Origin of the sequence: Actinomadura latina NBRC 106108, from assembly GCF_001552195.1 — a bacterium.
In the GTDB taxonomy this organism is placed as follows: Bacteria; Actinomycetota; Actinomycetes; order Streptosporangiales; family Streptosporangiaceae; genus Spirillospora; species Spirillospora latina.
Window position 1 is genome coordinate 312,187 of the sequence record NZ_BCQS01000007.1, and the last position, 24,186, is coordinate 336,372.

A 24,186-nucleotide genomic window follows, 5' to 3' on the forward strand; every position below is an offset into this window, starting at 1 on the left:
TATTTCGAACACGCGAATAAGAGAATCGCTGTTCGCTGTGGTGGTGTTCCGGAGGTGGACGCTCGTCCAGCGCATCGTTCCGCTCGTTTACGTAAACGGTCCGAACGTTCGAGGCGGCGGCGTGCCGGTGCGCCGGGCGGTTCGTCGGCCTGCTTCTTTCACGTACTGGGGCCGGACGGCTACTGAGGATGGAACGGCCGATGACACATCGTCCCGAGAGGTGATCAATGCTGCTCGCCGTTACCGTCCCCGCCGCGCACGAGGCTCCGATGTACTGGCGCCGCGAGTTCTGGGGCAGACCGGAACAGGTCCGTTTCGTCCGGGCATTCGCCGCGCACCTGCTGGCCGACTTCCCCGCGCTGGACGACGTCCTCCTCGTCCTGGACGAGCTGGCCGTCAACGCGATCCAGCACGCCCGCTCCGGGGAGGACGGCGGCCGGTTCACGGTCGACGTCAACATGGACGTGGCAGGCGTGATCGTTTACGTCACCGACCAGGGTGGGCCGGGCGAGCCCACGCTGCGGAACCCGGCCGAGCTGGCGGAGGGCGGGCGCGGCCTGCTCACCGTGGACGCCCTCGCCGCGAGCTGGTCGTGGACCGGCACGCCGCGGGGCCGCACCATCCGCGCCACCTTCCCGCGCACGGACCACCGTGCGTAATGCCTCTACCGGGTGGTGCAGACCCAGCTGACCCAGCGGCCGCCGCCCGCGTTGGAGATCGCGTTCCTCTGGGCCGCGGTCTTCGTGGCCCCGCGGCCGCCCCAGTACTTGTTGGTCCTGGAGTTGTACGCGACCGCTCCGCAGCCGTTGACGAACGTCGTGAGGACCTTGCAGCTGGAGGACTTGCACTCGTTCAACGCCCGCCGTCTGGCGGTGCTCGGGGAGTCGAAGTCCCAGGCTTTGCCGATGCTGCCGTTGCGTCCCACCGCGATGGCCCCGTAGTTCATCGGCGGCGGTGAGTACGCGGGTTCCGGGGTGGACGGCTCCGAAGTGGGCAGGGACGGCGGGCTGTAGGTGGGGGAGGTCGGGAAGTCCGAGATCGTGGGTGTGGCGGCCAGCGGCCTGATCGTCGGATCGTCGGAATCGTCCCCGCCGGTGAACAGGAATACGCCGCCGCCGATCACCACCAGGAAGGCCACGACGGCCACGATGGCGATGACCGGCCCGTTGTTGTTCGGGCGCTGAGGAGGGCCGGGCGGTCGCCACCCCGGAGGTCCGTTCGGCGGCGGCCCCCATCCCGGGGGGCCGGGCGGGCCGGGCGGGCCGCCCTGGGGCCCGTAGGCGGGTGGACGGCCGCCGTACGGCGGCTGTGGAGGTTGCACTGTGACCGCTCCCCGAAATGCATCGATATCCGGAAGATCATAGCGATTCCCCATCGGGCTGGACAGGTGATCTTCCCGGCCCGCCACTGTCCTGAGCCGGAGCAGTCAAGGCCGCCATTCCATAACGTAAAACAGGGTGCACAGTGGCCGACAGGTCCCGTTGAAGACCGAAGCCGGTCAGAGGGCGTGGAATGGGTGGGAGCGGGAGTGCCGCGCCTCCCACTCTGCGAGCCGCCGCTGCTGCCAGCCTTCGCTTGAGTTGGCGGCGAGGAAGGCCCAGTAGCGCAGCATCACCTCGATCGCGTCAGCCAGGGGATAGTGCCCCTGCCAGTCGCCGGAGTAGATGTCGTGCAGGTGCAGCCCGTCCGGCTCGACCTCGGCGATCCAGGAGTTACCCGACCAGTCCTCGCGGGCGCTGCGGCCGGCCCGCACGTCGTCCAGCCGGGCCAGCATGCTGAGGAGCCAGTCACCGCCGGTCTGAATGTCACCGACCAGGAACGCACCGAGTGCCGTCTCGGACTCCTCGGTGAAGTCGTAGTCGGGAGTGCCGTGCCTGCCGTTGACGAACGAGATCATGCGCATCCGCGCAACGCCGGTTCGAGGAGCCCGGCGGCGATCACTGATCTGGCCGGTACGCGCATCAGAAGAGCGTGCCGCGGTACGGGTGGGGGCGGCTCCACGACTCCTCCCACATCAGCAGGGCCGCCTCCCATTCCGGGAGGTCGGGACGGAATTCGCGCACCAGGTCGCGGTTGTCGGGAATGGAGACGAGGAAGCGCCAGTAGTCTTCCGTCGCCTCACGGACCTCGGTGAGTGCGAAGTCGCCCCGCTCGGACTCCACCCAGTCGTTCTGTATGCGCACGGTGGCCGCGGAGAACTGCACGGTGTAATTCTCGCTGTCCCAGGGCTCCGTCGGCTTTCCGGACGCGGCGTCGGCGAGAGTGGCCAATGCGTCCAGGCAGACCCCTTTATAGATCGAAATGTCCGTCGTGATCCAGTTCCCCAGCCGCTGGAGCCGCTCATCATCGGCCTTGCAGTAGGGGAGCCTGAAGTCGTCGAGGGCGAAGGAAATCCCGTGCACCGTGGCGGTCCTTTCACATTATGGGACGATCGGCCAGCCGTGCGTGAAGCCGCCGCTGCCGTCATAGAACCCTTCAATGACGACATTATTGTAGGTGCCGCGCCACTTGTTGGGAAATCCCGGGACCGGGGAGGCGTTGTTGAAGGCGCCCGGGACGGCCGCATCCACCTGCGCCGGCGTCCAGTGATCAGGGTAGAAGGAGCTTTCCCCGCCATTCGGGCCGTTCTTCGGCTTCCAGGCGCCGTGCGGCGGGTTTATGGTCGGATCGAAGAATTCCGGTTTGGCGCGGTAGGCGCCGGTCCTGGGGTCCGTCACCTTGGTGCCGGGCTTGAGGCGCCGCCCCGGGAAGTCCTGGCCACCCGGACGGTAGTGGTAACCGGACCCCTTGGGCATGCCCGGTTTCACGTGTCCGCCGAACACGTGGTCTCTGAAATGCGGGGTCATCCGCCCCGGGCGGTTCCGCTTGTTCGCGCGCTTCAGGAACTTCAAAGCGGCCGCCATAAGTCCCCCGGCCGCCTTGCCGCTGCCCTTAGCCATTGAGGACGGCCAGGAGAGCCATGTCGATGAGCATGTCGGTGATCGCTCCGTAGGTCTCTTCGAAGACGGGGGTCTCGGCGCGTCAGACGCGGCCTTCGAGTTGCATGAAGGCCGCGTTCCACCACGACTCGGGGTCGCGGAAGGCGTGCGGATCGAGGCGGGAGAGGCGCTCGCGCAGTTGCGCGGCGGGGGCGGCGCGGCTCGCGCGTCCCTGGTCCTCCCGGATGAGGATCTGCAGGTGGTAGAGGAACTCCACGAACGCCGCCATCGACGTGTTGACGGTCTCCAGGTCGGCATGCTCCTCCACGGTGAGCAGGACCACGGCCCCGGTGTCGCCGTCGAGGCAGTAGTACATCTGCTGTTCGGGGACGCCGCCGAGGACGATGAGCGCGAGCGGATCGCGGTCGCCGATCTGGATTTCGAGGACGTTGAACAGGTTGACATCGCCCTCGACGTAGGCGGTGAACACGGGATCGACCTCGGCGGGTATCGCCGCCTCGGGGGAGAGGCGGGCGACGTCGAAACTCACGGGCTCGACCCGGTCGGCGGGCAGGTACAGCAACCCGTCCTCACCCCACAGGGCGACCATGTCCCGGTAATCCATCACGACGCGTCCCGGTTCTCGGCGAGGCCGGTCTCGACCGCGAACTCCCACCACCAGTCCGAGACACCGGTGATCTCCAGATAGCGCGTTCCCAGCAGGCAGTCGGCCACGAATTCGTCCAGGCCGGCGGTCAGCTGCCGGAATTCGCTGTCCTCGAAGTGCTCCTTGCCGAGGTCGGGGAAATGCCACACCGCCCCGCTGTCGCGCCGCAGGAGGAGCGGAAAGTCGAAACAGGTCCCGAAGACGAGCCAGGACTCCTTCTCCCCGCCGATGATCTGCCGCACGTCCGGGGAGTCCAGATAGAACTGGTTCGCCGGAATCCGCGTGTCCTTGAGCAGGGCGATGCTGCCGGCTCGCGGAGCGTTCGAGAAGGAGAGCAGGTCGCGCAGATCCTCCGGAAGCGCGTCCCAGTCGGCGGCGTTCGCCTCGGGGCCGCCGGGCGGCAGCTCCGCGAACATGTACGAATCCTCGCGGTCGGCGAGGAGGGCGGCCGCGCGCTGCAGTTTCTGAAGTGTGCTCGGCCTCATTCTATGATCCTGATGCGTATCGGTGTTCCATCGGGCAGGTCACGGATCTGCGGCCGAATTTGCCGGGAACCCACATGGTGATTGGTGAAAGTATCCAGATAGCGCAGGTTGTTGCGGAGATCCGGGCCGGCCAGCTGGAGTTCGTGGCGGTGGTCGAGTTGCATGCTACCATCCGTGATCCGCCTGATCAGGCTGCGGCTCAGTTCCGGGTTGCGCCGGCCGTACTGCTCGTGGATTCGCCGAATCAGATCCTGCTGGTGCGCCGTCGAGCGGCTCCGGTCCCGCGGTCGCACCGGATTGTGCGCCTTGAAGAGCTTGCCCTCGTCGCCGAGTTTCTTGAGCGCGTTCGCCTTGCGGCGGAATTCGGCCTTCGGCATTCCGGGCGCATGCCGGAGTTCGATCGTCACCGGCTTCTTCGGGCCGTGCCGCTCCGCCCAGCGGATGAAACTGGCCGCGGCCTTGAAGACGCCGCGGGCGCTGTTCTCCGACGCGCCTCGCGGCATGTGGTGCGAGCGGCGCGCGAGGACGAACTGGACGATCAGAACGAGCAGTGCCGCCCAGAGCCGGGCGTGGTTCCGCGCCGCCCCCGGCTCCTTTCGCCCGCCGCCCTTAGCCATTGAGGATGGCCTGGAGGGCCATGTCGATGAGCATGTCGATGAGGGCTCCGGTGATCTCCTTGAAGATGGGGATCTCGGCGAGCGAGGCGCCCAGGGTGGGGGCGGCGGTGGCGATGGCCTGGGCGATCTCGATGGCAAGGATGGTCAGCTGGACGATCACGTTGATCTTCAGGGCGAGGACGATGCCGCCGCACACCATGAGGCCGGCGCCGATGATGTTGGCGGCGGTGGTGAAGTCCTGCAGGTTGGTGCTGGCGGAGTCCTCGGAGGTCCAGGCGGTGCGGAACGCCTCGATGTCGTCGCCCCTGTTGGCCTGCCACACGCGCGAAGCCTGGGCGTCGGCCTCGCCGAGGGGGCCCGAGTGGGAGCCGGCGAAGGACAGCCAGGAGCCGCCCATCTGCATCAGCTTGACCTCGTCGGCCTCGGGCCAGGTGTAGCCGAGCATCGACAGCAGCGAGATCAGCTCGCCGGGTAGTTGCAGGCCCATCAGCCGAGCACGTCCCGGACCCGGTTGATCTCGACGACGTTGTGCTGTTCGGCGGCGAAGTGGTTGGCGGCCACGGCCTGCACGGCGGTGCCGTCCTCCTCCATCGCCTCCAGGTTCTCCATGTAGCACTCGGCGGCGACCTCGTAGATCGCCTGGTAGCAGCCGCCGATGAGGAAACCGATGTCGTCGTTGCCCCAGGGCTCGCCGAATCCGGCGAGTTCGGCCTGGAATGCCTGCCAGTCGGACTTCAGCTGCTGCGCCGAAGTGCCGATGCCGATTCCCGAGCGGCGGATCCCCTCGGGATCGACCTCGTATCCCGGCATGCCCATGAGTTCTTCTCCCTGTCGGTCAGCGCTCGAAGCCGTTCATCAGGTCGCGCAAGGACTGCGTGTATTCGCCGAGTTGCCGCAGGCTCTGGTCCTGGGTTTCGCGCAGGCGGCCGATGAGCTCGTCGTCCAGGGCCCCGGCCGGGGAGGACGACGCGGCCATGGCGTCCAGCGCGTCGTTGATCGCGGCCATCGCGCGTTCGGCGATCTCCTGGGAGCCGAGCCGCGCGGCCCGGGGCCCGATCTCGACCGACTCGATCCGGCCGCCGGGGGCGACGACCGCGCGGACCGTCCGGTCGGGGTCGTGGCCCTCGCACTCCCCGCCCGCGGCGGGGGAGGCGTCCTGCGCCTTGGCGGCGGTTTCGAGGACGTCGCCGAGCAGCCGGCCGAGGTCCTCGGAGGCGCGTTCGTAGCTCATCGCATGCTCGCCCGGGCCTTGGCGAGTGCTTCGCCGATCGACTGGTTGATCATCGCGAGCTGCTGGAGGCCCTGTTCCTGGACGTCCCGCAGGGAGCTGACGAGCGCCGCCGGGTCGATGGCCGGTTCCGTGTCCGCGGCCTGCGCCTGGGCGCGCAGGTCGTCCAGCGCCGCGTTGGCGGCCGCGGCGATGTGCCGTCCGAGCTCCTCCGGCGAGGACCGCAGGGCGCGCGGGTCGAGCGCCAGGGAGGTCAGCCGGCCGCCCGCGGCGGTCGCCCGGACGCGCTCCTCGTCCGCCGTGCCGGTACCGCGTCCGGGCAGCGGTGGGGCCTGGTCGGATATCCCGTTTCTGCCCGGACCGGAATGGCCGGCGGTGCGCAGTGACCTCAGCCTTTCCCGTGCCTCGGCCAGGCGTTCCTCCGGACTGCCGGGCGAAGGTTCGGTCATCGCGGCTCCCCCTGACGGTCAACTGAATATCAGCCGAAACTTTACCAATCAGCGATGATCACGGCATGTCGGATAGCCAGTTGTTCTGGGTGATCTGTCGCTGAATGTGCGAATCGTCCCGTGGTGATCAGGCGCCGGCGGGCGTCCGGGCGGGTGGCCGGCCGGTCAGGCGGGTGGTCAGGGACGCCGCCGACGTGCGGATTCGCGCGGCCAGGGCCGGCCAGGTCTCCGGCGGGTGGTCCTCGCGGCGGAACGTGACGGTTATCGCGGCCGTGGGATGGCCGGTGTGGTCGAAGGCGCAGGCGGCGATGCTCGCGAATCCCTCGGTGATGTGGCCGTCCTCCGCGGACCAGCCTCTCCTGGCGTCCTCCGCGAGGGTGCGGCGCAGGTCGCGCAGGGAAGTGGGGCCCTTGCCCGTGCGGTCCACGAAGCGGCCGGGGAACAGGGCGCGCACCTGGGCGGGCGGCAGATGCGCGAGGAGGGAGAGGCCACTGGCGGTCAGGTGGGCGGGCATGCGGACGCCCACGTCGGTCACCACCGTCGCGTGCCGGGGCGGCTGCTCCTTGAGGAGGTAGAGGGTCTCGGCACCGTGCAGGACGCCGAGCTGGGCGATCTCGCCCACATGGTCGACCAGGCGGCGGAGCAGGGGACGGGCCAGGCGCTCCAGGGGTTCGTGGCGCAGGTAGGCGGAGCCTATTTCGAAGGCCGCCACGCCCAGACCCCAGCGGCGCTCCTCCGGGACGTAGGCGACGAAGCCGTCCTCCGCCATCGCGGTGAGCAGGTGGTAGGTGCTGGAGCGGGGGAGTTCCAGGCTGCGGGCGATGGACGACGCGGGGAGCGGGCCGGGCGCGGCCGCGAGGAGGCGCAGCACCGCCAGCGCGCGGCGGGCGGCGGGGACCTGGGGCATGGCCGCATTGTCTCGTATCTGAGACACATGGCGCCGTTCCGGGGTGGGACGGGCGCCGGCGAGCGGGTCCAATGGTGGGTATGGGTGTTCCTATGGTTGAGGTCGGGCCGGAAGCGCTGACGTTCCCGCAGGTCGTCGCCGTCGCGCGGGACGGCGCCCGGGTCGCGCTGACCGACGAGGCGTTGAAGCTGATCGGCGAGGCGCGGGCCCATATCGAGGAGCTGTCGGCCCGTCCCACGCCCGTGTACGGGGTTTCGACCGGGTTCGGGGCGCTCGCGACGAGGCACATCGCCCCGGAACTGCGCGACCAGCTGCAGCTCAACATCGTCCGGTCGCATGCGGCCGGGTCGGGGCCCGAGGTCGAGCGGGAGGTCGTCCGGGCGCTGATGCTGCTGCGGCTGCGGACGCTGGCCACCGGGCGCACCGGCGTCCAGCCGACGACGGCGCGGACGCTCGCCGGACTGCTCAACGCCGGCATCACCCCGCAGGTCTTCGAGTACGGCAGCCTCGGGTGTTCCGGGGATCTCGCGCCGCTCGCCCACGTCGCGCTCGCGCTGATCGGCGAGGGGTCGGTCCGGGACGCGGGCGGTGAGCTGAAGCCGGCGGCGGAGGCGCTCGGCGCGGCCGGGATCACGCCCGTCAAGCTCGCGGCCAAGGAGGGGCTCGCCCTCCTGAACGGGACGGACGGCATGCTCGGCATGCTCGTCATGGCCATCGAGGATCTCCGGAGGCTCCTCACGGCGGCCGATGTCGCCGCCGCGATGACCGTCGAGGCGCTGCTGGGGACGGACCGGGTCTTCGCCGCGGATCTGCAGGCGCTCAGGCCCCATCCGGGGCAGGCCGCGAGCGCCGCCAATCTGCGGGCGCTGCTCGCCGCGTCCGAGATCATGGAATCGCATCGCGGGCCCGACTGCACCCGCGTCCAGGACGCCTACTCGCTGCGCTGTGCGCCGCAGGTGAACGGCGCGGCGCGCGACACCCTCCAGCACGCCGAAACGGTCGCGGGAAGGGAGATGGCGTCCGCCATCGACAATCCCGTGGTGCTGCCGGACGGGCGGGTCGAGTCCAACGGCAATTTCCATGGGGCGCCCATCGCGTATGTGCTCGACTTCCTCGCGGTGCCGGTCGCCGACGTCGCCTCCATGTCGGAGCGGCGCACCGACCGGATGCTCGACAAGGGACGCTCTGGTGGGCTGCCCGCATTCCTCGCCGACGATCCCGGCGTCGACTCCGGGCACATGATCGCCCAGTACACGCAGGCCGGGATCGTGTCGGAGTTGAAGCGGCTCGCGGCCCCGGCGAGCGCCGACTCGATCCCGAGTTCGGCCATGCAGGAGGACCACGTCTCGATGGGGTGGAACGCGGCCCGGAAGCTGCGCAGGGCGGTGGACGGGCTGGCCCAGGTGATCGGCGTCGAGATCCTCACCGCCGCGCGGGCGCTGGACCTGCGCACCCCGCTGCGTCCCGGCCCGGCCACCGGCGCCGTCGTCGCGAAGCTGCGCGAGGCCGTCCCGCCGCCCGGCCCGGACCGCTACCTCGCCCCCGAGATCGCCGCCGCCACCGCGCTGGTGCGGGACGGCTCCCTCACCGCCGCCGCCGAAGCCGTCACCGGCCCCCTCTCGTAAGGAGCCCGACATGTCCGGACCTCGTCCCGTGCGCGCGCCGCGCGGCGCCGCGCTGACCGCCGCCAAGGGCTGGCCGCAGGAGGCCGCCCTCCGCATGATCCAGAACAACCTCGATCCCGAGGTCGCCGAGCACCCCGACGAGCTGGTCGTCTACGGCGGCTCCGGGAAGGCGGCCCGGAACTGGGACGCCTTCGACGGCATCGTCAGGTCGCTGTCCGACCTGGAGGGGGACGAGACGCTGCTCGTCCAGTCCGGCAAGCCGGTCGGGATCTTCCGGACGCACGAGTGGGCGCCCCGCGTGCTGATCGCCAACTCCAACCTCGTCCCGCAGTGGGCGACGTGGGAGGAGTTCCGCCGGCTGGAGTCGCTCGGCCTGACGATGTTCGGGCAGATGACCGCCGGGTCGTGGATCTACATCGGGACGCAGGGCATCCTGCAGGGCACGTACGAGACGTTCGCGGCGGTCGCCGAGAAGCGGTTCGGCGGCACCCTGGCCGGGACGGTCACGCTGACCGCGGGGCTCGGCGGGATGGGCGGCGCGCAGCCCCTCGCCGTCACGATGAACGGCGGCGTCGCGATCTGCGTCGAGTGCGACCCGTCCCGCATCGAGCGGCGCGTCGCGCACGGGTACTGCGACGTCGCGGCCGATTCGCTGGACGAGGCCCTCCGGCTCGCCGAGGAGGCCAGGACGCACCGGCGTCCGCTGTCGATCGCCGTGCTGGGGAACGCCGCGAGCGTCGTCCCCGAACTGCTGCGGCGCGGCGCGCCGATCGACATCGTCACCGACCAGACCAGCGCGCACGACCCGCTCATGTACCTGCCGGACGGCGTCGCGTTCGAGGACATGGCCGCCGAGCGCGACAAGGACCGGGACGGCTTCATCGCCAAGGCGCGCGCGTCGATGGCCGCGCACGTCGAGGCGATGGTCGGATTCCAGGACGCGGGCGCCGAGGTCTTCGACTACGGGAACTCCATTCGCGGGGAGGCGCAGCTCGCCGGTTACACGCGGGCGTTCGAATTCCCGGGGTTCGTGCCCGCCTATATCCGGCCGCTCTTCTGCGAGGGCAAGGGGCCGTTCCGCTGGGCGGCGCTCTCCGGTGACCCGAAGGACATCGCCCGCACCGACAGGGCCATTCTCGACCTCTTCCCGGACAACGAGCCGCTGACCCGCTGGATCAGGATGGCGGGGGAGAGGGTGCATTTCCAGGGCCTGCCGTCCCGCATCTGCTGGCTCGGCTACGGCGAGCGCGACAAGGCCGGCGAGGTGTTCAACGACCTGGTCGCGCGCGGCGAGATCAGCGCGCCGATCGTGCTCGGCCGCGACCACCTCGACTGCGGGTCGGTCGCCAGCCCGTACCGGGAGACCGAGGGCATGAAGGACGGTTCGGACGCGATCGCCGACTGGCCGCTGCTCAACGCCATGCTCAACACCGCGTCCGGCGCGACGTGGGTGTCCATCCACCATGGCGGCGGGGTCGGGATCGGCCGGTCCATCCACGCGGGCCAGGTCTGCGTCGCGGACGGGACGGCCCTCGCCGGCGAGAAGCTCCGGCGCGTCCTGACCAACGACCCCGGCACCGGCGTCATGCGGCACGTCGACGCCGGGTACGACCGCGCCGCCGAGGTCGCCGCCGAGCGCGGCGTCCGCATCCCGATGCGTTGAGTTGCGGCGTGTTGTTGTTATGGGGCGTCCCTTAACAACAACATGCCGCAGATGAACGGTGGTGTCGGGGCGGGAGGAGAAGCGTGGGTTTCGAGGAGATGTGGGCGGCGCTGCTGCCGGTCGGGCGGGACGAGGCGACCGGCGGCTACCACCGGTTCGCCTGGACGCCGCCAGAGCTGGAGTGCCGGGCCTGGTTCCTGGACGAGGCGCGCCGCCGCGACCTCGACGTGGAGCACGACGCCAACGGCAACATGTTCGCCTGGTGGTTCCCGGAGGACGGGACGAGGGGCAACGCCGTCCTGACCGGCAGCCACCTCGATTCCGTCCCGGGCGGGGGAGCGTTCGACGGCCCGCTCGGCATCGTGTCCGCGTTCGCGGCGATCGACGGGCTCAGGGAACGCGGCGTCCGGCCGGGGCGGCCGGTCGGGGTCGCGGCGTTCGCCGAGGAGGAGGGCGCCCGGTTCGGCGTGGCCTGCCTGGGATCGCGCCTCCTCACCGGGGCGATCGACCCGGCGCGGGCCCGTGCGCTGACCGACGGCGACGGCCGCACGTTCGCCGAGGTCATGCACAACGCGGGGCTCGACCCCGAGGCGATCGGCGCGGACGACGGCCTCCTCGGCCGCATCGCCTGCTATGTCGAACTCCACGTCGAGCAGGGGAGGGCCCTGGACCGGCCGGTAGGGGTCGCCAGTTCGATCGTCCCGCACGGCCGGTGGCGGTTCGGCTTCACCGGCGAGGGCGACCACGCCGGGACGACCGCCCTGGCCGACCGCCGCGACCCGATGCTCCCGTTCGCCCGCATGGTCCTCGCCGCCCGCGAGGCCGCCGAGCGCAACGGCACGGTCGCGACGGTCGGAAAGGTCGGCGTCGTGCCGGGCGGGGTCAACGCGATCGCCTCGTCCGTCACCGCCTGGCTGGACGCCCGGGGGCCGGCCGACGACGCCGTGCGCCGCACCGTGATGGAGGTCGACGAGGCCGCCCGCGTCGCCGCGCGCCCGCACCGGGTGAGCGTCGAGCTCGCCGAGGAGTCCTACACCGAGATCGTCGACTTCAACCGCGCCCTGCGCGACCGGGTGGCCGGGACGCTGGGCGGCGTGCCCGTCCTGCCGACCGGCGCCGGTCACGACGCGGGCGTGCTATCGGCCCGGCTGCCGGCCGCGATGCTGTTCGTCCGGAACCCGACCGGGGTCTCGCACGCGCCCGCCGAGTTCGCCGAGCCGGCGGACTGCCTGGCCGGAGTGGAGGCCCTGACCGCGGTACTGGACGACCTGGCACGCGGGTAAGGGTCCGTTATGCAGTGGCATGCCCAGTTCGCCTGGCTCGGAGACGGTGTGGCGGCCGACGTGCTCATCGAGGCCGACGGCGAGCGGATCACGAGCATCGCGGCCGGCGTCCCGGCCGCCCCCCACGCGCAGCGCCTGCCCGGCCTGACGCTCCCGGGCCTCGCCAACGCCCACTCCCACGCCTTCCACCGCGCCCTCCGCTCCCGCGTCCAAGCGGGCTCCGGGACGTTCTGGGCGTGGCGGGAGCAGATGTACAAGGTCGCCGACCGGCTCGACCCCGACTCCTACCGCGCCCTGGCCACCGCCGTGTTCGCGGAGATGGCCCTCGCCGGGATCAGCTGCGTCGGCGAGTTCCACTACCTCCACCACGAACCCGGCGGCACGCCCTACGCCGACCCCAACGCGATGGGCGAGGCGCTGATCGCCGCCGCGGCCGACGCCGGCATCCGCATCACCCTCCTCGACACCTGCTACCTCGCCGGCGGCATCGGCCGTCCGCTCCAGGGCCCGCAGCTGCGCTTCGGCGACGGCACCGCCGGCAACTGGGCGCGCCGCGTCGACACCCTCTACGAGCAGACCGACAAGGCGGGCCGGCTGCACGCCCGCGTCGGCGCCGCGATCCACTCCGTCCGCGCGGTGCCCCGCGAGCAGCTCCGCGCCGTCGCGGCCTGGGCGAAGGAGCACCGCGCGCCGCTGCACGTCCACGTGTCCGAGCAGCCCGCCGAGAACGAGGCGTGCCAGGACGCCTACGGCATGACCCCCACCCGCCTCCTCGCCGAGTCGGGGGCGCTCGGCGCGCTCACCACGGCCGTCCACGCGACGCACCTCACCGGCGAGGACATCGGCCTCCTCGGGACGACGATGACCGGCGTGTGCATGTGCCCGACCACCGAACGCGACCTCGCCGACGGCATCGGCCCCGCCCGGACCCTCGCCGACGCCGGCGTCCCGATCTGCCTCGGCTCCGACCAGCACGCCGTCATCGACCTGTTCGAGGAGGCCCGCGCCGTCGAGCTGGACGAGCGGCTCCGCACCCGCGCCCGCGGCCACTGGACGGCCGGGGAACTGCTCGCCGCCGCGACCTCCAACGGCCACTACGGGCTCGGCTGGCCCGAGGCAGGGCGCCTGGAGCCCGGCGCGTACGCGGACCTGGTCACCGTCGACCTCGACTCCGTCCGCACGGCCGGCGCGGCGCCCGGCCACGCCGCCGAGGCCGCCGTCTTCGCCGCCACCTCCGCCGACGTCCGGCACGTCGTCGTCTCCGGCCGCCCCATCGTCCACGACGGCCGCCACCTCATGATCGACGACGTCCCCGCCGCCCTCGCCGCGGCCATCACCGCCGCCACCCGGGAGGAGCCCGCTTGAGCACGGTCATCGGGAACATCGGGGAACTGGTCACCAACGACCCCGCCGCCGGCGGCGGCCTCGGCATCATCCGGGACGCCGCCCTGGTGGTCGAGGACGGCCGGGTCGCGTGGACCGGGCCGTCCGCGGACGCGCCCGCCGCCGACGAGTCGTTCGACGCCGCCGGGCGCGCCGTCCTCCCCGGCTTCGTGGATTCCCACGCCCACCTCGTCTTCGCCGGCGAGCGCGCCGAGGAGTTCGCCGCGCGCATGAGCGGCCGGAAGTACGCGGCCGGAGGCATCCGCACCACCGTCGAACGGACCCGCGCCGCGTCCGACGACGATCTCCGCGCGAACCTGCGCCGCCTCATCGACGAGATGGCGCGCCAGGGAACGACGACCGTCGAGTGCAAATCCGGCTACGGCCTCACGGTCGAGCAGGAGGAACGCGCGGTGCGCATCGCCGCCGAACTCGCCGACGAGGTGACGTACCTGGGCGCCCACGTCGTCCCCGCCGAGTACAAGGACGACGCGCCGGGCTACGCGCGTCTCGCCGCGACCGAGATGCTCTCCGCCTGCGCCCCGCACGCCCGCTGGGTGGACGTCTTCTGTGAGGAAGGCGCGTTCGACGCCGACCAGACCCGCGAGATCCTGCGGGCGGGGATGAAAGCGGGCCTGAGCCCCCGCCTCCACGCGAACCAGCTCACCCAAGGCCCCGCCGTACAACTCGCCGTCGAACTGGACGCCGCGTCAGCGGACCACTGCACCTTTCTCAGCGAGGCCGACATCGACGCCCTGGCCGCGTCTCAGACGGTCGCGACCCTGCTCCCCGGCGTCGAGTTCTCCACCCGCCAGCCCTACCCCGACGCCCGCCGCCTCCTGGACGCCGGAGCCACCGTCGCGCTCGCCACCGACTGCAACCCGGGCTCCTGCTACAGCTCCAGCATGGCGTTCTGCATCGCCGTGGCCGTCCGCGACATGCACATGACCCCGGCCGAAGCCGTCTGGTCCGCCACCGCCGGCGGCGCCCGGGCCCTGCGCCGCACCGACGTGGGCCACCTCGCCGTGGACGCCCGCGCGGACGTCCACGTCCTGGACGCCCCGTCCCACATCCACCTCGCCTACCGCCCCGGCGTCCCCCAAACGGCCGCCGTGTGGAAAGCGGGCCACCGGGTCGGGGGCCGCCAGTAGCCGGGGTCGCCGCGGTCGGGCGCTCTAGTCGCCCCTGAGATAGCGGCGGTTCGCCCTTACCAGGGGTTTCTGGTCGCGGGTGATGTAGTCCGTCGCGAGGGCTTCGGCTACGAAGAGGGTGTGGTCCCCCGCTTCGATGGTCTGGCGGGTTTCGCATTCCAGGGCGGAGATGCCCGTTTCGGGGATCAGGGCGTCCGAATGCTCGCCGCGGTGGTGCGGTTCGGCGGCCAGCAGGATGCGGGCGCTGGGGCGGCCCTCCGCCGCGAACCGGCCGGCCAGGGCGCGCTGGGACGAGGAGAGGATCGTCGCCGCCCAGCGGGGGCGGCGGTTGAGCACCTCGGAGAGGTAGGACGACGTCGCCACGCCCGCCAGCACCATGGGCGGGTCCAGGGAGACGGACATGAACGAGGTCACCGTCGTGCCGAGGTCGTCGCGGCCGTCGCGGACGGTCAGGACGACCACGCCCGTGGCGAAGCCCGCGACGGCCTCGACGAAGTCGGCGCTCAGCGGATCTCCCAGGTTCCCGGGAGGGTGAGCGGGCCCGCGGCGGGCAGGCCCAGGCGGGCGGCGAGGCCGCCGAGGGAGCCCCACCCGTCGAAGCGGGCGGACGCGGCGGCGCGGTCCTCGCTGGACTCCGGCGGGCGGAGCCGCTCCAGCGGCGACGTGTGCGGATAGACCCGGATCGGCGTGTCGGCCGCCAGCCCCGCCTTCTTGCGGGCCAGGCCGAGGGCCGTGTCGATGCCGCCCAGTTCGTCGACGAGGCCGTTGTCCTTGGCGTCCGCGCCCGTCCAGACGCGGCCCCGGGCCAGTTCGTGGACGCGTTCGCGGGACAGGTCGCGGCCCTCGGCGACCTTCGCGGTGAAGTCGTCGTAGATCTGGTCGAGGGACGCGTTGACGCGCTCCCACTCGGAGTCGCTGAAGTCCTTGGTGGCGCTCAGCATGCGGGCGTGGTCGCCGTCGGCGACGGCGCCGAGGCCGATGCCGACGCGGTCGAGCAGGCCGCTCACCACGGCCTTGCCGACGACGACGCCGATCGAGCCGGTGAGCGTGCCGGGCTGCGCGACGATGGTGTCCGCGGCCATCGACACGTAGTAGCCGCCGGACGCGGCGACGTTGCCCATGGAGACGATCACCGGCTTGCCGGCGCGGCGGGCGAGGACGACCTCGCGCCAGATCGCGTCGGACGCGACGGCGGAGCCGCCGGGGCTGTTCACCCGGAACACGATGGCCTTGACGCGGTCGTCCTTCACGGCGGCGCGGAACGCCGCGCCGATCGTGTCGGATCCCATCGCGGGGCCGGAGTTCGGCAGCGGGCCGCCCCGGCCGCTGCGGCCGAGCCGGATCGGGCCGTGCCCGTTGATCAGCGCGATGACGTCCTGCCTGCCGGGCTGCGGGATGCGCCCCGCGAGGCCGTGCGCGCGGTTGTAGCGGGAGACGAACCGGAGCTGCGCCTCCGCGCCGAACTCCGCGCGCAGGTCGGCGTAGACCTCGTCGCGGTAGGCGAGGCGGTCGACGAGCCGCTCGTCGAGGGCCTCGGCGGCGAGGAACGGGCCGCGGTCGACCAGCTCGCGGACCTTGTCCGCGGGCAGGCCGCGGGCGGCGGCGACCCCGGCGGCGATCTGCTCGCCGAGCGAGGTGACGAGCCGCCGGGACGACTCCTCGTGCTCGGGCGTGTAGGTCTTCTCCATGAACGTGTTCGCCATGGTCTTGTACTCGTACCGCTTGGCGAACCGCGGCTGGATGCCGGCCTTCTCCAGGGCGCCCGCGAAGAACGGCTCCTCGAGCGCAATCCCGGTAAGCCCGACCTCGCCGGTGGGCTGCAGGTAGACCTTGTCGAAGGCGGTGGCCAGGTAGTACGGCACGGTGCCGCGCCCGCCCTCGCCGAACGTCTCGGCCCACGCGACGGTGAGCTTGCCGGCGTTCCGCAGCCCCTGGACGGCCTCGCGCAGCTCCTGGACCAGCGCCAGCCCGATGCCCCCGGAGACCTTCACGACGAGGGCGCGCACCCGGCTGTCGGAGCGGGCGCGGCGCAGCCCGTCCAGGACGTCCCGCAGGTTCGTCCGGCGCATGGACAGGATCGCCGCGATCGGGTCGGACGGCGGCGTCTCCATGAGCCCGTCGGTGAGGTCGAGCTCGAGGATCAGCGGGGCCGTCCGCCGGTCGCGGGCCTGTTTGATCACGTTGAGGACTGTGCCGGGATCCACCATGGCACCAGCCTATGCGCTCGCCCGCGGCCCTTCCCGCGCCCCGGGTCCGGCCGCGTTCCGCCGGAGGGAGGACCTCAGCGCGCGAACGCCTTGTTGGGGATCACGCTCGCGGACGCCTGCGCGACGGGGCGGCCCTGCGGGTCGGTGACCAGCGCGTTGGAGACCATCCGGGTGCCGCCCGGGTGCAGGCACGTCCCGGTCACCGTGTACGTCTGGCCGGACTGGACGCCGCGCAGGTAGTCGACGTTGAGGTTGAGCGTGAGCATCGGCATGAAGCGGTCGCACGTGCTGCTCGCCGCGAGGCAGACCGCGTTGTCGAGGATCATCGCGATGTAGCCGCCGTGGACGGTCCCGCCGGGGTTGCAGAGCTTGTCCTCCGGCGTCCACGCGATGTCCACCCGGCCGGGCTCGGCGAACCGGACCGCCTGGCCGATGTAGTCGCTGATGTCGGAGATCTCGGGCAGCCGCTTGTCGATCATCGCCTGGATGAAGCCGGCGCCGGACAGCGTGTTCCACAGTTCGGCGGCCTCCTGCAAGGCCTCCGTGCTCGCGTCGACGCTCAACTCACTCTCCCTGATCACGGTGATCTTCGAATGGTATTCGGTCGCCGGGGACGCGGCACTATGCGGTTCATCACGGGCGTCCGGCGCTAACCTCGGACGCATGGGAGACGGCGACGGCTGGGCCGGCTGCGGGCAGGGCCACACGCACTGGGGGCGGTTCGGCGCCGCGGGACTGCTGGCCTACCACCGCGACCCCGGCGGCCAGGTGTGGATCCTGCTGCAGCAGCGCGCGTGGTGGGGGATCGGCGGCGGGACGTGGGGCATGTTCGGCGGCGCGCTGCACAGCCACGAGGACGCCGTCACCGGCGCGCTGCGCGAGACGTCCGAGGAGTGCACGCTCGACACCGGAGTGGTGAACGTGCACGGCACCAGCGTCGAGGACCACGGCGGCTGGAGGTACACGTCCGTGCTGGGGTCGCTGTCCGCGCGCATCCCCGTGGACGCCGCGTCGAGGGAGACGCGCAGGGCCGAATGGGTCCAGCTGGAAGAGGTCACCGACCGCAAGCTGTTCGAGCCGTTCGCCCGGTCGTGGCCCCGCCTGCAGGACGCGATGAAGGGCCTCGTCCTCGTCGTGGACGCGGCCAACGTCGTGGGCGCGCGCGCAGACGGCTGGTGGAAGGACCGCGCGGGAGCCAACGCGCGGCTCCGCGACGACCTGAAGGCACTGGACTCCGGCGTGCGGGGCCTGCCCGCCGGGGTCGTCCCGTTCGACCACTGCTTCCCCGAGGTCGTCATGGTCGTGGAGGGCGCGGCGCGGCGGGTCGCGGACGAGCCGTCCGGCGGGGTGAGCGTGGTGGCCGCGCCCGGCAGCGGAGACGACCAGATCGTGGACCTCGTCCAGCGGGCGGGGCCCGACACCGCGCACCTGGTGGTCACGGCGGACCGGGAGCTGCGCGCCCGCTGCGAGGCGGCCGGCGCCGCCGTCACCGGCCCGCGCTGGCTCCTCGACCGCCTCTAGATCGCTGCGCCTCTAGCTCTGCGCGCGGCTAGACCTCGACCCGGTGGCCCGCGTCGCGGAGCGCCGTCGTCGCGTCCTTCAGCCGGTGCTCGGGGACGAGGACGAGGTCGGCGTGGTACGTGGACGCGACGAAGACGGGCACCTCGGCCTCCGCGAGCGGCCCCACGATCGCGGCCAGCATGCCGGGCACGTCCAGGCCGTGGCCCGCGTCGCCGTAGAAGCCGGCCCAGCGTTCGACCTCGGCGAACGGTGACGCGTCCCGCACGATGGTGAGGCCCTCCGGGGCGCGCACCAGCGCGATCCACTCGTCGTCCTCGGGGAACGTCGCGTGCGGCAGGTGTTCCACCGTGAACTGGCCGGGGACGATGTGCAGGCGCTGCATGCGCACCACCCTATGCAGGCGCGAGCCCTTTGCGGGAACGAGCTTTATTCGGGAACCAGCCAGACCGCGCCCAGCGGCGGGACGCGCAGCACCGCGGACGCGGGCAGCCCGTGGCACGGGTCGGCGGTCGCGTCGACGCGGCCCATGTTGCCGACGCCGCTGCCGCCGTAGTCGTAGGCGTCGGTGTTGACGACCTCCCGCCAGCCGCCCGCGCGGGGCAGGCCCAGCCGGTAGTTCTCATGCGGGTTGCCGGCGAAGTTGACGACGCACGCGACGACCGGCGGCTCGCCGCCGTCCCGGGGCGTGCCGTAGCGCAGGTAGGAGAGGGTGTTGCCGCCCGCGTCGTTGCCGTCGATCCAGCGGAACCCCTCGTGGTCGCTGTCGCGCGTCCACAAGGCGGACTCGGCCTGGTAGGCGCGGTTCAGGTCGCGGACGAGTTTCTGCAGCCCGAGGTGGTTGGCGCCCTCGGCGGCGTTGTCGAGCAGCCACCAGTCGAGCGGGCGCTCCTCGGCCCATTCGGCGCCCTGCCCGAACTCCTGCCCCATGAACAGCAGCTGCTTGCCGGGATGCGACCACATGTAGGCGAGCAGGGCGCGCAGCCCCGCGAACTGCTGCCACGCGTCGCCGGGCATCTTGCTCAGCAGCGACCCCTTGCCGTGGACGACCTCGTCGTGCGACAGGGGCAGGACGTAGTTCTCCGAGAACGCGTACACCAGCGAGAACGTGATCTCGTTGTGGTGGTAGTGCCGGAACACGGGCTCGTGGTGCAGGTATTGGAGCGTGTCGTGCATCCAGCCCATGTTCCACTTGAACCCGAACCCGAGCCCGCCGAGATGGGTCGGACGGGACACGCCCGGCCACGCCGTCGACTCCTCCGCGATCGTCACGACGCCCGGGTTGCGCTTGTAGACCGTGGCGTTCATCTCCTGGAGGAAGGAGATGGCCTCCAGGTTCTCCCGGCCGCCGTAGATGTTCGGTGACCACTCGCCCTCGTTGCGCGAGTAGTCGAGGTACAGCATCGAGGCCACGGCATCCACGCGCAGGCCGTCGATGTGGAACTCCTCCAGCCAGAACGACGCGTTCGCCACGAGGAAGTTGCGGACTTCGGCGCGCCCGAAGTTGAACACGAGCGTCCCCCAGTCGGGATGCTCGCCGCGCGTCGGGTCGTCGTGCTCGTACAGGGCGGTGCCGTCGAACCGTGCCAGGGCCCATTCGTCCTTGGGGAAGTGGGCCGGCACCCAGTCCATGATGACGCCGATACCCGCCTGGTGGAGCCGGTCGATGAGGTGACGGAAGTCGTCCGGGTCGCCGAACCGTGCCGTCGGCGCGTAGTAGGACGTCACCTGGTAGCCCCACGACGGGCCATAGGGGTGTTCCGTGACCGGGAGCAGCTCGACATGCGTGAACCCCATGTCGCGTACGTACTCGGTGAGCTCCTCGGCCAGTTCCCTGTAGCCGAGCCCAGGCCGCCACGACCCGAGATGCACCTCGTACGCGCTCATGGGTTCGTGCAGCCAGTCGTGGTCCTTGCGGCCGTCCATCCATTCGCCGTCGCCCCACTCGTAGGACGAGGTGAACACGCGGGACGCCGTCGCCGGGGGGCCTTCCGTCCACTGCGCCATGGGATCGGCCTTGCTGCGCCACACGCCGTCCGCGCCGAGGATCTCGTACTTGTAGCACATGCCGTCGCCGACGCCCGGGACGAACAGCTCCCAGACGCCGGTGGAGCCGAGCGACCGCATCGGGTGGGCGCGGCCGTCCCAGTGGTTGAAGTCGCCGACCACGCGCACGCCGCGCGCCGTCGGCGCCCACACCGCGAAACCCGTGCCGTGCACGGTGCCGAACGCGGACGCGTAGGAGCGGGGCCGCGCGCCGAGCGCCTGCCACAGCTCCTCGTGCCGTCCCTCGCCGATCAGGTGCAGGTCGAGGTCGCCGAGCGTCGGCAGATGCCGGTAGGGGTCGTCCTGGACCGACTCGATGCCGTCCCCGTAGGTGACGGCGAGCCGGTAGTCGGGGACGGCCAGCGGCGCCTTCCCCTCGTCGCCGTCGGCGAGCGACGTCCCGGCCGGCAGCGTGCCCCTGAACAGGCCCTCGTGAAAATGGCTGAGCGGATACCGGTCGCCGTTGGGCAGGACGACCTCGACCTTCTCCGCGAGCGGCCGCAGCGCCCGCACCGTCACGCCGTCCTTGCCCGGATGCGCCCCGAGGACGCCGTGCGGATCGTGGTGGTCGCCGCCGACGAGCCGGTCGATCTCCGCGCGCGTCACCCGTGCCATGACCTCATGGCCTCCCGTCACTGAGCTTCATCCCTGTAGGGGTGCCCCGAGAAGCGCCGGTCTCACATGACGGGCCGGCCTGTTTCCACGAGCTTGAAGTTCATGATCGCCTGGAGGACGGGTTGCGGTCGCACGGGCGGCTCGACTCTTCGTCGTGGGGTCGCGCCGAATGGCGCCGCCCGTGCGGCCACGTCCAGCGGGCTCCGCCCTTCCGGGCCCGCCCGTTCGGGCCCCCGCCCGTTCGGGGAACGGCAGCCTCGCCCCAGGGGTGACACCGACCCCACCGCCCAGGGATCCACTCATGTGTCACCTCAGCGACACAGGTACCTGCCGTGCCGGAGGGCCCTGGCCCGGTCCGCCCCCGCTCGCGGACCGGGCCGCGCCGTTCCCCATGGCGCCCGTTCACCTGTCCCCGCGTCCCTGGCGCGCCTGTTCGGCGAGCAGTCCGCGGAGCCCCGCCGAGTCGTCCGCGGCCACGGTCATCGCACATCCCGCCTGGAGTTCGGCGTCGCTGAGGTCGCCGCTGCGGGTCGCATACCAGCGTCCCGCGTCACTGCGCCACACCTGCCAGCCCGGGAACTCTTCCTCGATGGCCGCCTTCAACTCATCGAAGTCGCCCATCAAGGTCGTCCCTTCCCCGAGGCCGTTCTTCTGTATACAAAAGTCTTACTTGGTCTGAGAGGTGTCAAGCTGTCCGTAAGCGGACCGTTCCCTCGCGGATAGCGCGTGGAAGGTATGGATGGCAGGGAGGGACGAGCAAGGATCGAACACCAGGTCGAACGTGATTCGAACGCCTGGCAACCGAGTTGGGAGGTGACGCCGGTGCCGGACCGTCCCGCCTACCTGCGCATCGCCGACACGCTGCGGGAGGGGATCCGGGAGGGCAGCCTGCCGCCGGGGACCCGGCTGCCGACCATCGCCGAGCTGTGCGAGACCCACGGCGTGTCGGAGATCGTCGTCCGGCAGGCGGTCGCGCTGCTGCGCGGGGAGGGCCTCGTCGAGACCCGCCGCGGCGGCGGCACCCTCGTCAAGGTCGTCCCGCCGGCGCGCCGCGTCGCGATGGACCGGTACCGCGCGGTGAGCCGGCCGCTGGCCGTCCCCGAGACGACCTTCACCCGCGACCAGAAGATCACCTGGGCGGAGTACCGGCTCGACAAGGAGTTCACCCGGGTGCGGGCGGACGGTGAGCTGGGCGCGCTGTTCGAGCTGCCGGCCGGCACCGAGCTGCTGCGCCGCCGGTTCGTCTTCCACGCGCGCGGCGAACCGCAGCAGATATCCGTCAACTACCTGCCGTGGGACCTCGTCGGCGACACGCCCGTCTCCGACCCGGCGCGCGAGCCGTGGCCCGGCGGGACGCTCGCGCAGCTCGCCTACCTCGGGCATCCGCCGATCCGGGTGGAGGAGGCCGTCCGGTCCCGCATGCCGACCCCCGAGGAGGCCGAGACGCTCCGGATGACCGGCGGCGTGCCGGTCCTCGGCATCACCCGCCGGATGCTCGCGCGCGACGGCGTCATGGAGGTGTGCCGGGAGATCGTGCTGCCCGCCGACCGCGTCGTCCTCGACTACTCGATCGACCTCTGACCGGGCGGGACGGTCAGCCGGCGAGGCTGGCCAGCGACTTCAGCGGGACGGGCAGCCACGCGGGCCGGTTCCGCGCCTCGTACCGCACCTCGTAGACGGCCTTGTCGAACTCGAACGCCCGGACCAGCGCCGCGTGCGCGGCCGGGTCGGGCCCGCCGGCCGCCGCGTAGCCGTCGCAGAACGCCGCCCGGTTCCGCTCCGCCCACGTCCGGGCGCGCTGCTCCAGCGTGTCGGCGGTGTCGGCGGGCAGGCCGCCGTCCCGCGCGAGCAGGAACCGCGCGGCGTACTCGAAGGAGCGCAGCATTCCCGCGACGTCGCGCAGCGGGTGCGCGAGGGCGCGCCGCTCGGCGGGGGCGCGGGCGGGCTCGCCCTCGAAGTCCAGCAGCACCCAGCCCGCGTCGGTGCGCATGACCTGGCCGAGGTGGTAGTCGCCGTGGACCCGCTGGAACGGCAGCGACGCCGCCTCGGACGCGACCTGGTCGAACACCGCGCGGATCGCGTGCGCGTGCGGGCGCAGCTCCGGGACGGCGGCGGTCACCTGGTCGAGCTGCTCGTTCATCCCGTAGACGATGTCCCGCAGCACCTCGGGCGGCGTCCAGGTCACGCCGAACGCGGCGGCGAGGTCGCGGTGCACCTGCGCGGTGGCGGCGCCGAGCCGCTCGGCCTCGGCGGCGAAGTCGCCGCCGGCGTCGCCCGCGTCGCTGGTCGTGAACGCCGCGACCGGTCCGGGCGGCGACGGTTGTGCGAACCAGTCGCGGACGCTGGTGAGGGCGAGCTGCCAGCCGTCCGTCCCGGTGCGGAGGAACTCCGACAGCAGCGCCAGCGTGACCGGCTCGTCGCCGCCGCCGTGCGCGCCCGGTTCCAGCTCGATCCAGCCGTGCACGGCCGGGACGTGCTCGCAGCCCTGGCGTGACAGCGCCAGGTTGACCTCCAGGTCGGGGTTGACGCCGGGGGACAGGCGCCGGAACAGCTTGCAGATGTAGGCGTCGTCGAAGATGAGCGAGGTGTTGCTCTGCTCGGCCGAGGTGGGCAGGCCGTCCAGGCCGGTGCGGATGCCGGTCCCGGGGGCGCGGCGGAACCGCAGCGGCTCGACGGCCGTCTCGTCCGCCATGAAGTCGAGCAGGATCCCGGTCAGTTCCGGGTCGTGGACGGCGTCGTAGACGTGCCCGGTGACCGCCGGCTCGCCGGACGTCCGCCCGATCGCGCAGGACTGCAGCCGCTCGGGCAGCTCGTGGCGGACGCCGAGGAGCAGCTGGTAGTGCTCGGTGGCGCCGTTCTGGCGGACGTCGAGGACGAGATGGTGGAGTGCGGGGTCGCCGGCGCGCAGTTCGGTGGCGGTGCCGATGGACAGCTCCTCGATGGGGACGTCCTTGCCGCCGAACCACCGCTGCCGGGGCAGCCAGTCGGACAGGAGCCGGACGAGGGAAGGGTCGGGCGGCGGCACGGCTACATCACTCCTTCGCCCGGTTCGGTCTCCCCGGGCGCCGGCGGAAGCAGGAACCAGTAGAAGCCGTGTCCGGGAAGCGTCAGCAGGTACGGGAGTTCGCCGATGGCCGGGAACTGGACGCCGCCCATGCATTCGATCGGCGCGGAGCCGCGGAAGCGCCGCAGGTCGAGTTCCACCGGCTGCGGGAAACGGGACAGGTTGTTCACGCAGAGGACGGTGTCCATGCCGCCCCACTGGTTGGCGTCCCCACCGTTGATCTCGCGGGTGAAGGCGAGGACGGAGGGGTTGGAGGCGGAGAGTTCGACGTAGGAGCCGACGCCGAAGACGGGGTGGCGCTGCCGGATCTCGATCATTTTGCGGGTCCAGTGCAGCAGGCTGCCGGGGTTGTTGGCCTGG

The 24,186-nt window shown here is 71.7% G+C and carries 28 protein-coding genes; 8 read left to right on the forward strand and 20 right to left on the reverse strand.

The window, feature by feature from the left end:
• Positions 1–227 precede the first annotated feature (227 nt).
• Complete coding sequence (locus AL2_RS13555) at positions 228–659, forward strand: ATP-binding protein (protein WP_083946475.1); 432 nt, start codon at positions 228–230, stop codon at positions 657–659.
• Between the two features lie 5 nt (positions 660–664).
• Here AL2_RS13555 and AL2_RS13560 read toward each other — a convergent pair whose 3' ends face one another.
• From AL2_RS13560 to AL2_RS13615, 12 genes are all read right to left on the reverse strand, one after another.
• Entirely contained in the window at positions 665–1,147 is a 483-nt protein-coding gene (locus AL2_RS13560) for a DUF4189 domain-containing protein (RefSeq protein ID WP_067633678.1), read from the reverse strand.
• Between the two features lie 351 nt (positions 1,148–1,498).
• A complete protein-coding gene (locus AL2_RS13565; protein ID WP_157438134.1) occupies positions 1,499–1,897 on the reverse strand; it encodes a hypothetical protein in 399 nt (132 codons plus the stop codon).
• Between the two features lie 64 nt (positions 1,898–1,961).
• The gene (locus AL2_RS13570) at positions 1,962–2,402 is read right to left on the reverse strand and encodes a hypothetical protein (RefSeq protein ID WP_067633682.1); all 441 of its coding nucleotides are present in this window, start codon (positions 2,400–2,402) and stop codon (positions 1,962–1,964) included.
• A gap of 18 nt (positions 2,403–2,420) precedes the next feature.
• A complete protein-coding gene (locus tag AL2_RS13575) occupies positions 2,421–2,939 on the reverse strand; it encodes an EndoU domain-containing protein (protein WP_210748222.1) in 519 nt (172 codons plus the stop codon).
• Positions 2,940–3,021: 82 nt separating this feature from the next.
• Complete coding sequence (locus AL2_RS13580; protein WP_067633686.1) at positions 3,022–3,543, reverse strand: SUKH-4 family immunity protein; 522 nt, start codon at positions 3,541–3,543, stop codon at positions 3,022–3,024.
• Entirely contained in the window at positions 3,543–4,070 is a 528-nt protein-coding gene (locus AL2_RS13585) for a hypothetical protein (RefSeq protein WP_067633687.1), read from the reverse strand. Before AL2_RS13585 ends, AL2_RS13580 begins: the two co-directional genes overlap by 1 nt.
• The gene (locus tag AL2_RS13590; RefSeq protein ID WP_067633689.1) at positions 4,067–4,687 is read right to left on the reverse strand and encodes a hypothetical protein; all 621 of its coding nucleotides are present in this window, start codon (positions 4,685–4,687) and stop codon (positions 4,067–4,069) included. Before AL2_RS13590 ends, AL2_RS13585 begins: the two co-directional genes overlap by 4 nt.
• Positions 4,680–5,174, reverse strand: a complete 495-nt coding sequence (locus tag AL2_RS13595; RefSeq protein WP_067633691.1) for a WXG100-like domain-containing protein — start codon at positions 5,172–5,174, stop codon at positions 4,680–4,682. The genes AL2_RS13590 and AL2_RS13595 overlap by 8 nt, the downstream gene beginning before the upstream one ends.
• Entirely contained in the window at positions 5,174–5,503 is a 330-nt protein-coding gene (locus AL2_RS13600; RefSeq protein WP_083946476.1) for a hypothetical protein, read from the reverse strand. The genes AL2_RS13595 and AL2_RS13600 overlap by 1 nt, the downstream gene beginning before the upstream one ends.
• 19 nt (positions 5,504–5,522) lie before the next feature.
• Positions 5,523–5,918, reverse strand: a complete 396-nt coding sequence (locus AL2_RS13605; protein ID WP_067633692.1) for a YbaB/EbfC family nucleoid-associated protein — start codon at positions 5,916–5,918, stop codon at positions 5,523–5,525.
• On the reverse strand, positions 5,915–6,364 hold the full coding sequence (locus tag AL2_RS13610; protein WP_067633694.1) for a YbaB/EbfC family nucleoid-associated protein: 450 nt from the start codon (positions 6,362–6,364) through the stop codon (positions 5,915–5,917). Before AL2_RS13610 ends, AL2_RS13605 begins: the two co-directional genes overlap by 4 nt.
• Before the next feature lie 127 nt (positions 6,365–6,491).
• Positions 6,492–7,271: an IclR family transcriptional regulator gene (locus AL2_RS13615; RefSeq protein WP_067633696.1), complete on the reverse strand. Its 780-nt coding sequence runs from the start codon at positions 7,269–7,271 to the stop codon at positions 6,492–6,494.
• Positions 7,272–7,351: 80 nt separating this feature from the next.
• On the opposite strand from AL2_RS13615, the gene hutH reads away from it, so the two are divergent.
• From hutH to hutI, 5 genes are all read left to right on the forward strand, one after another.
• Complete coding sequence (gene hutH / locus AL2_RS13620) at positions 7,352–8,896, forward strand: histidine ammonia-lyase (RefSeq protein ID WP_067633698.1); 1,545 nt, start codon at positions 7,352–7,354, stop codon at positions 8,894–8,896.
• A 10-nt stretch (positions 8,897–8,906) separates the two neighbouring features.
• Positions 8,907–10,559 carry a urocanate hydratase gene (gene hutU, locus AL2_RS13625; RefSeq protein WP_083946477.1) on the forward strand — a complete coding sequence of 551 codons (1,653 nt, stop codon included), beginning with the start codon at positions 8,907–8,909 and terminating at the stop codon, positions 10,557–10,559.
• Between the two features lie 83 nt (positions 10,560–10,642).
• On the forward strand, positions 10,643–11,842 hold the full coding sequence (locus AL2_RS13630) for an allantoate amidohydrolase (RefSeq protein WP_245666624.1): 1,200 nt from the start codon (positions 10,643–10,645) through the stop codon (positions 11,840–11,842).
• Positions 11,843–11,851: 9 nt separating this feature from the next.
• On the forward strand, positions 11,852–13,207 hold the full coding sequence (locus AL2_RS13635) for a formimidoylglutamate deiminase (protein WP_067633701.1): 1,356 nt from the start codon (positions 11,852–11,854) through the stop codon (positions 13,205–13,207).
• A complete protein-coding gene (gene hutI / locus AL2_RS13640) occupies positions 13,204–14,376 on the forward strand; it encodes an imidazolonepropionase (RefSeq protein WP_067633702.1) in 1,173 nt (390 codons plus the stop codon). The genes AL2_RS13635 and hutI overlap by 4 nt, the downstream gene beginning before the upstream one ends.
• Positions 14,377–14,400: 24 nt before the next feature.
• On the opposite strand, the gene AL2_RS13645 is transcribed toward hutI, so the two are convergent.
• The 3 genes from AL2_RS13645 to AL2_RS13655 form a co-directional block, all read right to left on the reverse strand.
• Positions 14,401–14,895, reverse strand: a complete 495-nt coding sequence (locus AL2_RS13645) for a flavin reductase family protein (RefSeq protein WP_083946488.1) — start codon at positions 14,893–14,895, stop codon at positions 14,401–14,403.
• Positions 14,880–16,583 carry a signal peptide peptidase SppA gene (gene sppA / locus AL2_RS13650; RefSeq protein WP_067633704.1) on the reverse strand — a complete coding sequence of 568 codons (1,704 nt, stop codon included), beginning with the start codon at positions 16,581–16,583 and terminating at the stop codon, positions 14,880–14,882. The genes AL2_RS13645 and sppA overlap by 16 nt, the downstream gene beginning before the upstream one ends.
• A 74-nt stretch (positions 16,584–16,657) precedes the next feature.
• Positions 16,658–17,146, reverse strand: a complete 489-nt coding sequence (locus tag AL2_RS13655) for a PaaI family thioesterase (protein WP_245666628.1) — start codon at positions 17,144–17,146, stop codon at positions 16,658–16,660.
• A gap of 100 nt (positions 17,147–17,246) precedes the next feature.
• Here AL2_RS13655 and AL2_RS13660 point away from each other — a divergent pair, with 100 nt between their 5' ends.
• Positions 17,247–18,104 (forward strand): NUDIX hydrolase, encoded by an 858-nt coding sequence (locus AL2_RS13660; protein WP_067633705.1) that lies wholly within the window; start codon positions 17,247–17,249, stop codon positions 18,102–18,104.
• A 28-nt stretch (positions 18,105–18,132) separates the two neighbouring features.
• Here AL2_RS13660 and AL2_RS13665 read toward each other — a convergent pair whose 3' ends face one another.
• The 3 genes from AL2_RS13665 to AL2_RS13675 form a co-directional block, all read right to left on the reverse strand.
• Positions 18,133–18,486 (reverse strand): ACT domain-containing protein, encoded by a 354-nt coding sequence (locus AL2_RS13665; protein WP_067633707.1) that lies wholly within the window; start codon positions 18,484–18,486, stop codon positions 18,133–18,135.
• Between the two features lie 44 nt (positions 18,487–18,530).
• On the reverse strand, positions 18,531–20,762 hold the full coding sequence (glgB, locus tag AL2_RS13670) for a 1,4-alpha-glucan branching protein GlgB (protein ID WP_067633709.1): 2,232 nt from the start codon (positions 20,760–20,762) through the stop codon (positions 18,531–18,533).
• 402 nt (positions 20,763–21,164) lie between these two features.
• Positions 21,165–21,383: a hypothetical protein gene (locus AL2_RS13675; protein ID WP_067633710.1), complete on the reverse strand. Its 219-nt coding sequence runs from the start codon at positions 21,381–21,383 to the stop codon at positions 21,165–21,167.
• Between the two features lie 201 nt (positions 21,384–21,584).
• Between AL2_RS13675 and AL2_RS13680 the strand changes: the two genes are divergently transcribed.
• Positions 21,585–22,343 (forward strand): GntR family transcriptional regulator, encoded by a 759-nt coding sequence (locus tag AL2_RS13680; RefSeq protein ID WP_067633712.1) that lies wholly within the window; start codon positions 21,585–21,587, stop codon positions 22,341–22,343.
• Between the two features lie 13 nt (positions 22,344–22,356).
• On the opposite strand, the gene AL2_RS13685 is transcribed toward AL2_RS13680, so the two are convergent.
• Entirely contained in the window at positions 22,357–23,787 is a 1,431-nt protein-coding gene (locus tag AL2_RS13685; RefSeq protein WP_067633714.1) for a maltokinase N-terminal cap-like domain-containing protein, read from the reverse strand.
• A 2-nt stretch (positions 23,788–23,789) separates the two neighbouring features.
• The coding region (locus tag AL2_RS13690) for an alpha-glucosidase C-terminal domain-containing protein (RefSeq protein WP_174550841.1) at positions 23,790–24,186 on the reverse strand (397 nt) is incomplete at its 5' end.

What these genes read in the sequence shown, in the direction of transcription:
- AL2_RS13600 (WP_083946476.1), bottom strand. Translation starts at nt 5,503, where the DNA reads ATGGGCATGCCGGGATACGAGGTCGATCCCGAGGGGATCCGCCGCTCG.
- AL2_RS13615 (WP_067633696.1), bottom strand. Translation starts at nt 7,271, where the DNA reads ATGCCCCAGGTCCCCGCCGCCCGCCGCGCGCTGGCGGTGCTGCGCCTC.
- AL2_RS13580 (WP_067633686.1), bottom strand. Translation starts at nt 3,543, where the DNA reads ATGGATTACCGGGACATGGTCGCCCTGTGGGGTGAGGACGGGTTGCTG.
- AL2_RS13595 (WP_067633691.1), bottom strand. Translation starts at nt 5,174, where the DNA reads ATGGGCCTGCAACTACCCGGCGAGCTGATCTCGCTGCTGTCGATGCTC.
- AL2_RS13635 (WP_067633701.1), top strand. Translation starts at nt 11,852, where the DNA reads ATGCAGTGGCATGCCCAGTTCGCCTGGCTCGGAGACGGTGTGGCGGCC.
- hutU (WP_083946477.1), top strand. Translation starts at nt 8,907, where the DNA reads ATGTCCGGACCTCGTCCCGTGCGCGCGCCGCGCGGCGCCGCGCTGACC.
- hutH (WP_067633698.1), top strand. Translation starts at nt 7,352, where the DNA reads ATGGGTGTTCCTATGGTTGAGGTCGGGCCGGAAGCGCTGACGTTCCCG.
- sppA (WP_067633704.1), bottom strand. Translation starts at nt 16,583, where the DNA reads ATGGTGGATCCCGGCACAGTCCTCAACGTGATCAAACAGGCCCGCGAC.
- AL2_RS13590 (WP_067633689.1), bottom strand. Translation starts at nt 4,687, where the DNA reads ATGGCTAAGGGCGGCGGGCGAAAGGAGCCGGGGGCGGCGCGGAACCAC.
- AL2_RS13665 (WP_067633707.1), bottom strand. Translation starts at nt 18,486, where the DNA reads ATGCAGCGCCTGCACATCGTCCCCGGCCAGTTCACGGTGGAACACCTG.
- AL2_RS13660 (WP_067633705.1), top strand. Translation starts at nt 17,247, where the DNA reads ATGGGAGACGGCGACGGCTGGGCCGGCTGCGGGCAGGGCCACACGCAC.
- AL2_RS13585 (WP_067633687.1), bottom strand. Translation starts at nt 4,070, where the DNA reads ATGAGGCCGAGCACACTTCAGAAACTGCAGCGCGCGGCCGCCCTCCTC.
- AL2_RS13575 (WP_210748222.1), bottom strand. Translation starts at nt 2,939, where the DNA reads ATGGCTAAGGGCAGCGGCAAGGCGGCCGGGGGACTTATGGCGGCCGCT.
- AL2_RS13555 (WP_083946475.1), top strand. Translation starts at nt 228, where the DNA reads ATGCTGCTCGCCGTTACCGTCCCCGCCGCGCACGAGGCTCCGATGTAC.
- AL2_RS13605 (WP_067633692.1), bottom strand. Translation starts at nt 5,918, where the DNA reads ATGAGCTACGAACGCGCCTCCGAGGACCTCGGCCGGCTGCTCGGCGAC.
- AL2_RS13675 (WP_067633710.1), bottom strand. Translation starts at nt 21,383, where the DNA reads ATGGGCGACTTCGATGAGTTGAAGGCGGCCATCGAGGAAGAGTTCCCG.
- glgB (WP_067633709.1), bottom strand. Translation starts at nt 20,762, where the DNA reads ATGGCACGGGTGACGCGCGCGGAGATCGACCGGCTCGTCGGCGGCGAC.
- AL2_RS13610 (WP_067633694.1), bottom strand. Translation starts at nt 6,364, where the DNA reads ATGACCGAACCTTCGCCCGGCAGTCCGGAGGAACGCCTGGCCGAGGCA.
- AL2_RS13565 (WP_157438134.1), bottom strand. Translation starts at nt 1,897, where the DNA reads ATGATCTCGTTCGTCAACGGCAGGCACGGCACTCCCGACTACGACTTC.